Source organism: Bacillus sp. FSL R9-9530 (assembly GCF_038008145.1).
GTDB classification, from domain to species: domain Bacteria; phylum Bacillota; class Bacilli; order Bacillales; family Bacillaceae_G; genus Bacillus_A; species Bacillus_A mycoides.
This window is the reverse complement of sequence record NZ_JBBOYO010000001.1, coordinates 1562168-1576081: the sequence shown is the minus strand read 5'-3', so window position 1 is coordinate 1576081 and position 13914 is coordinate 1562168. Positions and strand designations below refer to the sequence as shown.

13 protein-coding genes and 2 pseudogenes are annotated in these 13914 nt (G+C 34.1%); 7 read left to right on the top strand and 8 right to left on the bottom strand.

Annotated features, from left to right (window positions below; translation table 11 throughout):
* Positions 1-143 precede the first annotated feature (143 nt).
* On the top strand, positions 144-674 hold the full coding sequence (locus MKX66_RS07805) for a hypothetical protein (RefSeq protein WP_003189202.1): 531 nt from the start codon (positions 144-146) through the stop codon (positions 672-674).
* A gap of 707 nt (positions 675-1381) precedes the next feature.
* Here the strand turns inward: MKX66_RS07805 and MKX66_RS07800 are convergent.
* Positions 1382-2242 (bottom strand): exosporium protein D, encoded by an 861-nt coding sequence (locus tag MKX66_RS07800; RefSeq protein WP_341085873.1) that lies wholly within the window; start codon positions 2240-2242, stop codon positions 1382-1384.
* A 174-nt stretch (positions 2243-2416) separates the two neighbouring features.
* A complete protein-coding gene (locus MKX66_RS07795) occupies positions 2417-3001 on the bottom strand; it encodes a LysE family translocator (protein WP_001128091.1) in 585 nt (194 codons plus the stop codon).
* A 117-nt stretch (positions 3002-3118) separates the two neighbouring features.
* On the opposite strand from MKX66_RS07795, the gene MKX66_RS07790 reads away from it, so the two are divergent.
* Complete coding sequence (locus tag MKX66_RS07790; protein ID WP_326996768.1) at positions 3119-3676, top strand: helix-turn-helix domain-containing protein; 558 nt, start codon at positions 3119-3121, stop codon at positions 3674-3676.
* A gap of 322 nt (positions 3677-3998) precedes the next feature.
* On the opposite strand, the pseudogene MKX66_RS07785 reads toward MKX66_RS07790, so the two are convergent.
* Positions 3999-4449, bottom strand: a pseudogene (locus tag MKX66_RS07785) (BclA C-terminal domain-containing protein).
* A 323-nt stretch (positions 4450-4772) separates the two neighbouring features.
* Between MKX66_RS07785 and MKX66_RS07780 the strand changes: the two are divergent.
* Positions 4773-5777, top strand: a pseudogene (locus tag MKX66_RS07780) (DUF4183 domain-containing protein).
* 65 nt (positions 5778-5842) lie between these two features.
* Here MKX66_RS07780 and MKX66_RS07775 read toward each other — a convergent pair.
* Entirely contained in the window at positions 5843-6133 is a 291-nt protein-coding gene (locus tag MKX66_RS07775) for a DUF4183 domain-containing protein (RefSeq protein WP_002189596.1), read from the bottom strand.
* Positions 6134-6610: 477 nt separating this feature from the next.
* Here MKX66_RS07775 and MKX66_RS07770 point away from each other — a divergent pair, with 477 nt between their 5' ends.
* Positions 6611-7897: an exosporium glycoprotein BclB-related protein gene (locus tag MKX66_RS07770; protein WP_341085871.1), complete on the top strand. Its 1287-nt coding sequence runs from the start codon at positions 6611-6613 to the stop codon at positions 7895-7897.
* Between the two features lie 327 nt (positions 7898-8224).
* Here the strand turns inward: MKX66_RS07770 and MKX66_RS07765 are convergent, their stop codons facing one another.
* The 3 genes from MKX66_RS07765 to MKX66_RS07755 all read right to left on the bottom strand — a co-directional run bounded on the left by MKX66_RS07765 (position 8225) and on the right by MKX66_RS07755 (position 10831).
* Positions 8225-8392, bottom strand: coding sequence for a hypothetical protein (locus tag MKX66_RS07765; RefSeq protein WP_002085580.1), 168 nt, complete (start codon positions 8390-8392; stop codon positions 8225-8227).
* A gap of 124 nt (positions 8393-8516) precedes the next feature.
* Entirely contained in the window at positions 8517-9149 is a 633-nt protein-coding gene (locus MKX66_RS07760) for a cupin domain-containing protein (RefSeq protein ID WP_341085870.1), read from the bottom strand.
* A gap of 293 nt (positions 9150-9442) precedes the next feature.
* Entirely contained in the window at positions 9443-10831 is a 1389-nt protein-coding gene (locus tag MKX66_RS07755; protein ID WP_193653836.1) for an HD domain-containing protein, read from the bottom strand.
* Between the two features lie 205 nt (positions 10832-11036).
* On the opposite strand from MKX66_RS07755, the gene MKX66_RS07750 reads away from it, so the two are divergent.
* From MKX66_RS07750 to MKX66_RS07740, 3 genes are all read left to right on the top strand, one after another.
* Complete coding sequence (locus MKX66_RS07750) at positions 11037-11342, top strand: luciferase domain-containing protein (RefSeq protein ID WP_002035104.1); 306 nt, start codon at positions 11037-11039, stop codon at positions 11340-11342.
* A 94-nt stretch (positions 11343-11436) separates the two neighbouring features.
* Positions 11437-12747 carry a phytoene desaturase family protein gene (locus tag MKX66_RS07745; protein WP_341085869.1) on the top strand — a complete coding sequence of 437 codons (1311 nt, stop codon included), beginning with the start codon at positions 11437-11439 and terminating at the stop codon, positions 12745-12747.
* On the top strand, positions 12725-13594 hold the full coding sequence (locus tag MKX66_RS07740; protein WP_341085868.1) for a sigma-70 family RNA polymerase sigma factor: 870 nt from the start codon (positions 12725-12727) through the stop codon (positions 13592-13594). Before MKX66_RS07745 ends, MKX66_RS07740 begins: the two co-directional genes overlap by 23 nt.
* 35 nt (positions 13595-13629) lie before the next feature.
* On the opposite strand, the gene MKX66_RS07735 is transcribed toward MKX66_RS07740, so the two are convergent.
* On the bottom strand, positions 13630-13788 hold the full coding sequence (locus MKX66_RS07735; RefSeq protein WP_002085567.1) for a hypothetical protein: 159 nt from the start codon (positions 13786-13788) through the stop codon (positions 13630-13632).
* Positions 13789-13914: the final 126 nt, after the last annotated feature.

Genomic DNA, 13914 nt, shown 5'->3' with positions numbered 1-13914 from the left:
AGCCAACGTACCTAATATGAGGTAAATACCGGAACCTGGTAATACATCCTTCATTGTGGGCGGGGTCACATATTTATAAAAAAATACGCTTGTCCAATCCATTATCATTCTCCAGTCATTTAATACTACAAAGGGGGGAGAATATGGAAAACAATGAAAAAATCACGTTTCGATTTGTAAAAAAAGATGGAGAAGAAATTAATTTGGGAAATCTTGCTGATAAACGAAAAATTGTCATTGTCATTAATAATCAGATTACATTTGCACCGAATACAACACAAATTGCCAGTGGAGCCGGACAAAATAGTGCAGCAGGAAGTAATGCAGCAATCGATTCATCGAATACCCGACAGCAAGAAACGGTGGGCGCTGGAGGCGAAGCCATAAATAAAGGAATTAGTGGGGACCAGATTGAGCCGCATAAAATGAAAAAAGAAACTTCGGATGAAGAGGCAGAATTTGTACTTATCATCAATAATCAAATTAATAAAACCCGTAAGGAACAGGCTAGTGCTACTCAAGTGGCAAGTGGTGGTGGAGAAGACAGTGCAGCGGGAACCAACGCTGCCATCGAAAGCTCTAATACTAAACAGCAACATGCAGTAGGAGGCGGAACGGATAGTTCGGCAGAAAATGCAGGTGAAGAAGGCGACCAAATAGAAAAATGCGATTAAAGAAAAGAGGCTGTAATTATTTCGCAGCCTCTTTTTCTTATTATGGATTAATTGGTCTATTACTTACCCAACCAAATTAGGAATATATTAAATATCTTGATGGATCATACTGTCCATAATCCTATCCGTTGAGAAGTATTTGGATTTTTATATACTGCGATTGATCTATAAGGTTTTCTATGACTAGCGAAAGTATTGTCAATATATACTGCAAGGTCATAAGGCTGAAGTTGTATTTAATAAAAAGTTGTAGCTTCTGATTTTGATGATGCGAAAAATCAAATTCGTCAACTCGAATTGTCTTTTGCCACAGAAGCATGTGCTTCTTTTTTTGAAGAGCTATTAGTATTTGTACAGTTTCTAGTAATAAGTTTTGGATTATACATTCAAAAATAGAAAAAATATATCCAACCTTATTTAGCAATGAAGCTTAGTAAGAAGCGTGTGGATATAAAAATCGTTATTGGATAAAAAATCAAAAGAGCACGCCTATAAACGTACTCTTAGAAAGATAAGAAACTTATGAGTGGAGGAAATCTCCATATAATAACATATGCTTGTCTACTTTAAATGTGTAAAATTTATAAACAAAAATGCTATTTTATTAAGAAACGAGAAACGGTAGATAAGTAAGTACGTATATTATCGGATGTTAGTTGTTTTAATGAAAAAGAAACCTTTATAAAAAGGTTTCTTTTTCATTAAAATTAACAATCATAATCATTGTCGTATTCATGGTTACATTCATCGCAAGGGTTGTTCTGGTCATCACAGCAAATACAAAACGTTTTATTGATAAATATATCAATAAAATCAAAGGAATCGGAATTATTTGTGAGGGTAAGTTCTTGGAAATCTTCTACTTGAAAAATCCTTGTTTCATTAGGAACTATCGTAGCGATAATTGGTGTGTTAGAAATCCTTGTTCGAATAGTTACTTCAATGGGACCGGAATCGTTAGGAACAGATATTTGAAGTAATGTTTTGTTGTGATTAATAGTAAGATCTTCAAATACTGTTCTTGAGGTATTAGGGGGTACGATAATATCGAGAGGTACATTTCCAGCTAAGGTAGTTCCCGAACCAGCAATCGTGTGAGTTTCGACAAAACAGTTACTATCTTCGTTAATAGAATATGAATGCTCTTTATAATAATCATTTTGTTCATTGCAGCAGATGCAAAACGTTTTTTGGATATAAACACCAATGTCGCTACTTGTATTATTATTATTTGTGAGAGTGAGGCTTTCAAAATTTTCTACTTGAAGAATTCTTGTTTCACCTGAAGCTATTGTAGCGGTAATCGGTCTACGAGAATTTCTTGTACGAATAGTTACAACAATTGGTGCAGAAGTACCAGGAACATGAAACTGCAGTAATGTTTTATTGTGATTATTAGTAGCATCTTCAAAAACTATTCTTGAAGTGTTAGCTGGTACAATAATATCTAACGGTATATTTGAGCCAGCAATCGTATGCGTTTTAGTGAAACAGTTCTCTTTTTTATTGTGAGAATATGAATAGTTTTTATAGTACTTTTTACCATGTTTATAAAAAAAATCAGCCATTCTTTAATCTCCTATCTTTTATTTGTCTATATATTGTATTTAATGAGGATAAAAACTGTTTGTACAAGGTAGAAAAAAGTTTTATTTAGGAGAATAAGAGAAAAAGCTTAAGATATACGTACTGTAGCGTTTGGTTCAGTTAAACAAAATATAAGAATTAGAATGAGTATAGAGCTAGTTTATAACGATTGATATAGCACTGAAAACCAATAAAACAGCCATAATGATGTTAAATAATTGAGTATGTTTTAATAATAGTTTTTGGAACATTGAACCAAACAGGCTCCAACTAAATGTACTCATTAAACCGACTACACCTAGAAATAATGAAAAAAGTAGAAAACTTGAATATGAATTGTAGTAAGGGAGAATAAAAGTAGAAACTACAGTCAGTCCGAATAATATCCCTTTAGGGTTAACAAACTGAAGAAAAATCCCCACTGTAAATAAGTTTTTATTATCTTTTTCATCGGGATCCGTACTGCCTTTACTAGTGAGTATTTTAAAAGCTAAATATAACATGTATGCTACTCCTAAAATTTTTAAAGGTAATTCGATTTTAGGTAAAATATTAATTAGTACTATATTAAAGAAACTACATAAAGAAGTGAGGAGGAAAAAACCGAAAGCTACTCCAAAGCAAAATTGCATGCTCCTTTTCAAACCAAGTTGATTTGCGTATGTCATAGCTAAAAAATTGTTAGGACCGGGTGTGAAGCTACTAATAAAAACAAATAATAAAAAAGAAAATAAAGGCATTTCAAAACCCCCTAAGTATTTTTCGTGTGTTATAATGACCGAAAAGAACAATATAACGTGTGATTTTTATTATACATAACGGTCGTTATATTGTATATAGTGTAGGGGTGTTTTTTTATGGAAGAAATTCAACTTATTTTGGCGAAAAATATAAAGGCAATACGTGAGAAAGAAAAATTAAGTTTAGAAAAGGTTTCCCAATTAACAGGTGTGAGTAAAACGATGATTGGACAAATTGAAAGAGGAGATTCAAGCCCGACACTAACAACAATATGGAAGATAGCGAATGGTTTAAAAGTGTCTTTTACGTCTTTAATTAATAATCCACAGCCTGATACGAAAGTGGTTTTACGAAACGATGTTCAAGTATTATCAGAAGACAATGGGAGATATAAAGTGTATCCTTCTTTTCCTTTTCAAGATGATAGGAACTTTGAAATCTATACGGTTGAAATTGAACCGGAAGGAAAATTAAGTTCGGAAGGCCATAAAGAAGGGACCGAAGAATTTATAACGGTGTTTGAGGGAGAATTGACAATTGAAATAAATAATTGTCAATATACATTAAATAGCGGAGATTCAATTCGCTTTAAGGCGGATAGACCGCACTCTTATCATAATTCCGGACGAACGCTAACTCGGTTAAGTATGACCATTTATTATCCAGCTTCATAAACTTGCTATTTTATTTAGAATATAAAGAGATATGTTTTGATAAAACCATCTATAAGAGATGGTTTTATTTATTACAATTTACAAAAAAAGACACTCATTTGAGTGTCAACACAGTATTGCTCTCGCGTATAGGATTGGAGAATATTTCTCAAATACGTATTGAGATGGTTCGTAAAGGAGAAACCGTCTTCATAAATAACTTAACATTGATAGCGTATAGAGTAAATTGATAATGTTTATCCGGAATATTTAGTATAGATAGTTTCTACTATCTATATAGGGGAATGGCATTTAAAGCTAAGAAGAAAAAATGAATCATTTATTAATCAACTCGTATAATTGTTAGAGAGGCGCCAGTTGATCCACCACCGATTAAATTGACAATTGATAAGAGACCGAATAATTGAAGAGAAATAGTATTACCTGCATTTAATATTGTAATTAAATTATTATTATAACTTGAAGTAGATAGGGCAGGAGATAGAATTGAGCTCAGAAGTGATGTAGATCCGTTTAAAAGTAGTCTTGAACCCGCAAGAAGTGCAATTGTAGTATTAATTTGATAAGAAAGATAATAACGTCCCGTTACAGGGACTGTAAATAAATCATTTGCACTATTGACTGCAAAGCTATCAAGGCTTTGATTGTTTGAGAGTAGTATGTTAGTACCACCCTAGTACAACTGAAACTGTTCCATCCACTGTATTATTTGCAAACATAGAATTTGTTGTAACGTTTATGCCGGTACTACCCGTGGGTCCGGTATTACTCATGGGTCCAGTACTACCAGTAGGACTAGTTAGTCTATAAGGAAGGATAATTGTATGTCATTATTTTGGGGATTTTCTCTATCTTTATTTTTAATTAAAATCACCTCATTTTTATGATAAAGGAGATACTTTTCATATATTCTATTAATAATATTTTTTATAGTAACGGCATGCTGTTTAAAATACATTCATTTTTAGTAAATTACATTAAATTTGATTTTGTACAAAGATTTTAATCGAGAGATTAATAGTATTTTTTTAGATAATTCTTTTAACATTTCGGAACATCTAACATTTAATAAATACTATAGAAGGGAGATGCAAATTTGAATCGATATGACAAATTACCAATGTCTAAGGAAGTTATGGATTCTAAAAATATTGGTCCTACATTTCCACCTCTTCCGTCTATTAATTTTCCAACCGGAGCAACCGGAGCGACAGGAGAAACCGGAGCGACAGGAGAAACCGGAGCAACCGGAGAAACCGGAGCAACCGGAGAAACCGGAGCAACCGGAGCAACCGGAGAAACAGGGGCAACCGGAGAAACCGGAGAAAACCGGAGAAACCGGAGCAACCGGAGCAACCGGAGCAACAGGGAGCAACCGGAGCAACCGGAGAAACAGGAGAAACCGGAGCAACCGGAGCAACCGGAGAAACAGGGGCAAACCGGAGCAACCGGAGCAACCGGAGCAACCGGAGAAACAGGAGCAACCGGAGCAACCGGAGCAACCGGAGAAACAGGAGCAACCGGAGCAACCGGAGAAACAGGAGAAACCGGAGCAACCGGAGAAACAGGGGCAACAGGAGCAACCGGAGAAACAGGGGCAACCGGAGAAACCGGAGCAACCGGAGAAACAGGGGCAACAGGAGAAACAGGAATAACGGGAGAAACCGGAGCAACCGGAGAAACAGGGGCAACAGGAGAAACAGGAATAACGGGAGTAGCAGGAGCAACCGGAGAAACAGGAATAACGGGAGTAACAGGAGAAACAGGGGCAGCAGGAGAAACAGGAATAACCGGCCCAACAGGGGCAACAGGAATAACCGGCCCAACGGGAATACCGGGAATAATCCCAACAACAAACCTATTATATTTTACTTTTTCAGATGGGGAAAAACTTATATATACTAATGCAGATGGTATAGCACAATACGGTACAACACAAATCTTATCACCAAGTGAAGTTTCTTATATTAATCTATTTATAAATGGAATTCTTCAACCACAACCTTTTTATGAAGTTACAGCTGGTCAGTTAACTTTATTAGATGATGAACCACCCTCACAAGGATCTTCAATTATCCTACAATTTATTATTATTAATTAAAAAAGACAGATTCTTAATGGAAAAAGGAATCTGTCTTTTTTTGTTCTAAATTACATTAGTTAAAATTAAGTGACGATAAATTCAATTGTTATTGGGATTCCACCGTCTAATACATCTCCGCCAGGAATTGTAATAGCACCAGTAGGACCTGTGGTGACACTGGAGTTCACGCTAGGTTGAATTATCCCGTTTACATAGAGGTTGTAATACGTAAAAGTCGGAAAGGCAGTTGCAGTAGTACCGGCATCGTTTAAACAAGCTGTTGCAGTAATTGCAAAAGCTGCACCTGTTCCTGTTCCAGCTCCTAGTGTAGATGTAAATCTTCTAGAAGCGATAAATGGTTGAATAATTGGCAATTAAATTTCACTCCTTTAATTATTTTTTGAACGAAGTATAGAATAACTTGTCCACTATATTGTATGAAAGTTTTTTATAATAGAAACGGCTTCATGATTATAGAAGGAACACAATATTAGTAAAGGTATCATTTTTAATTAGTTGAAAGAATGATGTTGTTACTTGTAGAATATATGCTAATGATTTATTTATGTTTTAATTTTTAAATGAAAATGTGCTTTTGGACCTAATAGATAAACGTGGAAAAATAAAATAAACTCTTAAGTTTAGGTGTTTAATCTAAGCAGTCAATTATTAAAAACATATAATTAATATGTGAGTCATGAACATAATTAAATTACGTTTTCAAGTTTGATTCTAATTCATGTTTCCTATTTTAAGAGAAACATATAACTCAACTACTTTTTACAATCGCATCTTTTATAGTTCTTAGAATAGGAAAACACTCAACTATAAGAAAAGTAAGGAGGAAATAAATGTCAAATAATAATTGTTTTGGTCATAATAACTGCAATCCGATTGTTTTTTCAGCAGATTGTTGTAAAAATCCACAGTCAGTTCCTATTACTAGGGAACAATTAAGTCAATTAATTACTTTACTAAACTCATTAGTATCAGCTATTTCAGCATTTTTTGCAAATCCAAGTAATGCAAACAGATTAGCGTTACTCGATTTATTTAATCAATTTTTAATTTTCTTAAATTCCTTATTACCTTCTCCAGAAGTTAATTTTTTGAAACAATTAACTCAAAGTATTATAGTTTTATTACAATCTCCAGCACCTAATTTAGGACAATTGTCAACATTATTGCAACAATTTTATAGCGCCCTTGCACAATTCTTCTTCGCTTTAGATCTTATCCCTATATCCTGCAACTCAAATGTTGATTCTGCAACTTTACAACTTCTTTTTAATTTATTAATTCAATTAATCAATGCTACTCCAGGGGCGACAGGTCCAACAGGTCCAACAGGTCCAACAGGAGCAACAGGAGGCGGAGCGACAGGAGCAACAGGAGCAACAGGAGCAACAGGAGCAACAGGAGCAACAGGAGCAACAGGAGCAACAGGAGCAACAGGAGCAACAGGAGCAACAGGAGCAACAGGAGCAACAGGAGCAACAGGAGCAACAGGAGCAACAGGAGCAACAGGAGCAACAGGAGCAACAGGAGCAACAGGAGCAACAGGAGCAACAGGAGCAACAGGAGCAACAGGAGCAACAGGAGCTACAGGAGCAACAGGAGCAACAGGAGCAACAGGAGCAACTGGTGGCGGAGCTATTATTCCGTTTGCTTCAGGTACAACACCATCTGCGTTAGTTAACGCGATAGTAGCTAATACAGGAACTCTTCTTGGATTTGGATTTAGTCAGCCTGGAGTTGCTTTAACGGGTGGAACAAGTATCACATTAGCGTTAGGGATAGGTGATTATGCATTTGTAGCACCACGCGCAGGGGTTATTACGTCATTAGCAGGTTTCTTTAGTGCAACAGCTGCATTAGCTCCATTAACACCTGTTCAAGTGCAGATACAAATATTAACTGCACCAGCAGCAAGTAATACGTTTACAGTACAAGGCGCACCTCTTTTATTAACACCAGCATTTGCCGCAATAGCGATTGGTTCTACAGCATCAGGAATCATAGCTGAAGCTATTCCAGTAGCGGCTGGGGATAAAGTATTATTATATGTTTCATTAACAGCAGCAAGTCCAATAGCTGCAGTTGCTGGATTTGTAAGTGCAGGTATTAATATCGTCTAACTTGTTACAATGTTTGTTTGAAATTTAAACAGACATTTGTATATAGCCCCTCCTAATTTTATTAGGTGGGGCTATATTTTTTGTGGGAAATTAGAAATAAATCAATTGAAAAGTTACTCTTTGTTAAGTTGGTATATAAGAAAAATCAAAATTTATGATTTACACTTTATTGTTTATGGAATAAGTTATATGGTTTGAAAAATTACATATAAACAAAAAAGATGAATTCTATTAAAAACAGAATTCATCCATTAAATAAACTATATACTAGTGGGTTAAATTGTTAATCATGAGCGGTGAAATGTCATTGCTCAAATTAGTAATAAACTATTTATTTTTATTACAGTTACATCCTTTTTTCTTTACATAGCCTTGCTCGGCTAAATCTCTTTGTGACTGGGAATCGGAAGATTGAGAGTTTGAAGATTGAGAGGATGCTGAAGAGCTACTATTTTTATTATTAGAGTAGTTTTTTCGATAGTTATAATTACTCATAGTACTATCACCTCCAATTAAATATATAAATATTATATGTATGTACTCTATTAATTGTTACGATAAAAAATCTCCTCGATATTTTCCGAGGAGATAAATGGTGGTTCTATTAAAATGATACTAATTAATACCCCCAGTATAGAGGGAAGTAATAAGAATCTTGGTAATATAGATTTTGTTGTTGAGTAGGGGGCTGAGTTGACTGATTTATCATGTCGCGGTTATGATTACAGTTTCCGGGAGGACCAATTACTGTAGTGGATTGAATTGGGGATACTGCTTGTTTCCATTGTTGTTCATTGAGGCAATAAGTATGAGCCATCATATTAGCGGGAGTTAATCTTAAAATATCAGAACCAAAAATAACTTCTGGGGTTGGGGCGTCGAATATAGCTAATAAATGAGTATTATCTGCTGAAGCAATTTCATAATGCCACCACGCTTGTGGAATGTTGGCAACTTGCCCTGGTTTTATCGGTAAGTTTAATATTTGATTCGTAAATGGATTAAGTAAAGAAACGACAGCAGATCCTGAAATACAGTAAACAAGTTCAGCTGCATTTTGATGGATATGTGGTTCTACAACGTTGCCTGTACTTAAATAAATATCTAATAAAGAAGTACTTTCTAAAGTGTTTAATTGTTTTATGCCAAGTACATTTATATAATTTTGGGCATCTTTCTTAAAAAAATTACTTTTACTTAAATCATAAGTGAAGTTCGTTGAAGGAGAGGTGTAGTCAATAGTAGAAGTCAATCGTACTACCTGCCTTTCTATAGGTAAGTATGGATACACCTTTAGGATATGTGCCTAGTGTTAGTTATGTGCATTTGTCTGTATCATAATAAATTCACCTGTTTTATAAAGAATATAGGTTGTGCTTCTTATTTCTCATAATGTAAATACGGATAAAAATTAGAGCGAACTAATGAAAGTCGGAATTATTGATGTTAGGTTAGGAGTAAAAATATTGAAATTTATTTCGTATATTTTAATGGTTACGTTATATGAAAAGACCAATGCCTTATAGAAAGGAATTGGCCTTGGATTTAAGATAGTTTTTGATGAATCATTAATTGTGCTTTAGCAGTATTGGCGTAATTTAGCCACTCTAATTCCAAGTTTTGTTTTAAATCGAAATGGATTTCGATGACGTCAAAATGAGATACCTTTGTTTTAAGTGGAACAGGCATCCCATTTACTTTTACTTTTTTCATGCTATGTGCAATTTTTGGAAATGCAGAGAAAGAAAAATCAATGATTGTAGCACCATCAGGTAAATAAACTGGTTGTAAATCTGTAGTATAAGCTGTAATAGTATTTTCAAATAGTTCATACGATACTAAACTACGGAAAGTGATTGGATCTGTAGTTAATAAATTGTTATTCACAATTGTATCATCCATTATTTTATAAGATATTGCTTGAATATTTGCAGTTCTATCATTCAATAAAGAAAAAATACCGTTATCTTTCAACGTTTTTGCTATTTGTGTTTGAATGATAATTGTTTGTTCAGCATCATTCATATTGACTTTAGTTTTTAAGTTGTTATTAAAATGGCTATTTTCAAGTGCTATATTATCCTCGAAATAGTTTATAGTCGGTTTATATAATTGATGTATTATTCCAAGAATTTTATAGCAATCTAGTACACTTGTAGTTGTAATACAAATTTGTGAAATACCTGATACATTTTGTATTTCTTGTAATTGTGAGTATGCAGTATATACTGGGGGAAACTCATAGTTTATTTCAAATGAAAGGTTTGTATTAGAAAAAGAATGTATCCCTTTTCTTAAATGAGTTATATTTTTTTGAAGGTGTGGCACATATTCGGTTAAAAATTTATGTACTTCAGTATATCTTTCTTTATGTAGATATTGAAAAGCAAGATTTTCTAATTCATGCTGGATTGTATATAACCCTAATCGCTTTGCAAGTGGCGCAAATAGTGTTAATGTTTCATTCGCATAAGCTACTTGTTTTGCGGGTTTTTTAACACTCAATGTTTTTATATTGTGAAGGCGATCTATAACTTTAATAATGCCAACACGTATATCTTGTTGAGAGGATACTAGTAATTTTTTAAAATTAATTGCTTCGTATAATACTTTGTTTTGATCTTGTAGTTTTTTTCCTTTTGTTAATCCATTTACAATATATTGAATAGTCGCACCAAAATGTGATTCAATTTCTTCTAGAGAGTATTCGGTATCTTCTACAACATCGTGTAATAAAGCAGCAATCAATGTTGTAATGTCAGCTTTATAATTTAGCAGTATTTCTGTAATCGCGAAAGGGTGAATAATATATGGTTCTCCAGTTTGACGGTATTGTCCATCATGTGCTTGCTCTGCAAAATGTATAGCTTTTTTCAAAAGCTTTAATTCATCAAATCGTAGATAATTTGCCTTTTGTAATAATACCTTGCTCATATATATCCATCCCTTAAATTTATTTTTAATAATAATTCTATATAATAGAATAAATACCCTTTGAAATTGTTTTAAGTGTGTAAAAAAATAAAGATATTGAGATTAAACTATATTCGTATATCCATTCATACTTTGGATTGATGGAAAAAAGTAATGAACGTGTTAATTTAATATTACATCAATCATTAAAAAGGGGTGAAGGTTCATGTCATTTAGTGAAATGATTAGAAATGAAGTACTTGGCTGGGCAGGTGTTTCTGAAAAACCGCATCGATTTGGTGGTATTGAAATAAATTATGGTAAGAAAGAACTTGGTCATTTGCATGGCGATAAGTTAGTTGATTTACCATTTCCAAAGGTAAAGCGGGATGAATTAGTGAGCCAAGGATTGGTGAAACCACATCACGTATTACCTGAATCAGGATGGATAAGTTATTATATAAAGAGTGAAGAGGATATTCCATTTGCAATTGAGTTATTTCGTATGCAATATGACAGAATAAAAAAATAATGAAATAAAATAGATAAGTAAAAATATATTTTCATGTCACATCCTTCCTTAATCGTTCGTCTCGTATGTAGAACGGATAAGGAGGGATTTTATTATGAAACATTTTGAGGTAGCAATTGTTGGTGGTGGGCTTGCTGGATTAACAGCATCTATATATTTAGCTAAAGCTGGAAGGAAAGTTATTGTATTAGAAAAGTCCAGTCACTTCGGTGGTCGAGGGATGACTATAAATAAAAACGGCATTTGTATGAATCTTGGTGCACATGCTTTATATAGAGGTGGAGAAGCGTTTATAACTTTTAATGAGCTAGGAGTAAATCTTCCAGGTGGAATCCCATCTACAAAAGCACATGGAATATGGAAAGGGGATATTTATACCATTCCAACAGATTTTCGCTCTATTTTATCAACACCGTTACTTTCATGGTCTGCAAAAGTACAGTTCGCTCGTCTTATGATTCATTTAGGAAACTTAGATGTAGAAAAAGTTCCGAAAATAAGCCTAACTACATGGGCAGAAAATGAAATTAAAGATCCAATGGTTCGAAATATATTTTATGCATTATGCCGAACAACAACATATACGTATGCTCCTACAATACAATTAGCATCTTCCGTACTAAAGCAAATACAGCTTTCTATGAAAGAAGGAGTACTTTATGTAGATGGTGGTTGGGAGACGATAATAAAAAATTTAAGAGGAATAGCGAATGCTAGTGGTGTACAATTTCTGGCTAAAAAGCATGTTTTAAAAATAGAGCATTGTGAAGGAAAACAAAGAATACATTGTTTTGACGATGAAGTATTTGAAGCAGGGGCAGTTATTGTAACAACTCCACCGAAAGAGGCATGTGAAATTATAAAAGGTACAGAAGGAACAAGTTTGCAAAAATGGAGTGAACAATCTATACAAGTGACCGTGGCAGCGTTAGATATTGGTTTAAAACAATTACCGAATCCTTTGCATCATTTTGCATTGGGATTGGATCAACCTATATTTTTCACGAATCAATCGAGAGCAGCTAAATTGAGTGAAGATGGATCAATTGTAGTGAGTCTAACTAAATACCATAACCCTGTACTAGAACTGAATCATATTCAAGAAGAGAAAGAACAGTTAGAAAATATGATGGAATTGTTACATCCGAATTGGAAAAGAGAAGTTGTTGCACAGCGATATTTACCGAAAATTACGGTAGTACATGATTTTCCTCATATTGACCGTGTTGAAAAACCAGGCCCTAGTATACCTGAAATGCCAGGTGTTTACGTTGCAGGAGATTGGGCTGGGCATGATGAAATATTAGCTGATGCTGCGGTAGCAAGCGGGAAACGTGCAGCGTTACACATTTTAAAGCAATTAGAAAGTGAGGCAGTTCATCATGGAAACGGAGCAATTATATGAAGCGTATCAACCATTATTATTTTCATTAGCATATAGAATCCTTGGGAGTGTTATGGATGCTGAAGATATCGTCCATGACGTATTTATATCGTTTAATAATATGGAGGACGCTCAATCTATAGAAAATATGAGAGCCTATTTATGTAAAATGGTAACAAATCGCTCAATTGACAAATTACGTTCGGCAGCACATAAACGTAACGTATATGTCGGAATGTGGTTGCCAGAGCCATTTGTGGAAGAGATTGATGATCCATCAGAGTCATTTGTAATGAAAGAATCAATTTCTACGGCATATTTATTACTTTTACAACAACTGACTGAGGTAGAGAGGATTGTTTTCATATTAAGAGAGGTTTTTAGTTATGACTACGAAGAAATCGCTTCGATTGTAGAAAAGAGTAGTGTGAACTGCCGAAAAATCTTTCAACGTGCACGAAAAAGTATTTTGGATAAGCCGAAGCAGTCAACATTAAGTACGAAGAAGATGGCTGCTTACGTGGAGAAATTTGTATCAGCATTGCAGTGTGGGGATGCGCAAGGCATGTTAGAAGTATTAAAAACAGATGCGATATTGAAAGCTGATGGTGGTGGTAAAGTTACAACTGCAATTAATCCGATTTATTCTGCAGATAAAATTATACGTTTGTTCTTTGGAATTGCAAAACGATTGCCAGAAAAGTATAGTGTTGATTTCAAAATAGTAAATGGTGCACCAGGCGTTATAGTTACAATAAATAATAAAGTGACGTATGTACTTTCATTCATATTTGAGGATGAGAAAATTTCAAACATTTATATGATGGTTAATCCAGAAAAACTTATGCACTTAAATGTAATAGTATAAAAAAGACGCATTTCTTTAGAAGTGCGTCTTTTTTTTTATTTTTCTAACATTTCAAGAGGTACATCTTTTTCGCCGGCTACCTCGAATTTAATTTCCCCGTCTTCTTCATAAATGCGTTTAATAATCGGTATAGTTATCATTAGTTTTTTATGCTGTTTACGTCTTCTAGCAGCATCTAAGTTAATCACGTTCATGTGTAAGCATCCTTTCTTACAGAAATATATAAACAAAAGAAAATGCGTCCGAAAAGGGCGCTTAGTTGAATTAGAAATACCGATTCATTTAAATGGGGTTTAGATTATCTTATAATTGAAAACTGA

Coding starts and splice junctions, on each gene's coding strand:
- MKX66_RS07800 (WP_341085873.1), bottom strand. CDS start 2,242: ATGGCTGATTTTTTTTATAAACATGGTAAAAAGTACTATAAAAACTAT.
- MKX66_RS07790 (WP_326996768.1), top strand. CDS start 3,119: ATGGAAGAAATTCAACTTATTTTGGCGAAAAATATAAAGGCAATACGT.
- MKX66_RS07770 (WP_341085871.1), top strand. CDS start 6,611: ATGTCAAATAATAATTGTTTTGGTCATAATAACTGCAATCCGATTGTT.
- MKX66_RS07745 (WP_341085869.1), top strand. CDS start 11,437: ATGAAACATTTTGAGGTAGCAATTGTTGGTGGTGGGCTTGCTGGATTA.
- MKX66_RS07765 (WP_002085580.1), bottom strand. CDS start 8,392: ATGAGTAATTATAACTATCGAAAAAACTACTCTAATAATAAAAATAGT.
- MKX66_RS07795 (WP_001128091.1), bottom strand. CDS start 3,001: ATGCCTTTATTTTCTTTTTTATTATTTGTTTTTATTAGTAGCTTCACA.
- MKX66_RS07805 (WP_003189202.1), top strand. CDS start 144: ATGGAAAACAATGAAAAAATCACGTTTCGATTTGTAAAAAAAGATGGA.
- MKX66_RS07755 (WP_193653836.1), bottom strand. CDS start 10,831: ATGAGCAAGGTATTATTACAAAAGGCAAATTATCTACGATTTGATGAA.
- MKX66_RS07735 (WP_002085567.1), bottom strand. CDS start 13,788: ATGAACGTGATTAACTTAGATGCTGCTAGAAGACGTAAACAGCATAAA.
- MKX66_RS07750 (WP_002035104.1), top strand. CDS start 11,037: ATGTCATTTAGTGAAATGATTAGAAATGAAGTACTTGGCTGGGCAGGT.
- MKX66_RS07740 (WP_341085868.1), top strand. CDS start 12,725: ATGGAAACGGAGCAATTATATGAAGCGTATCAACCATTATTATTTTCA.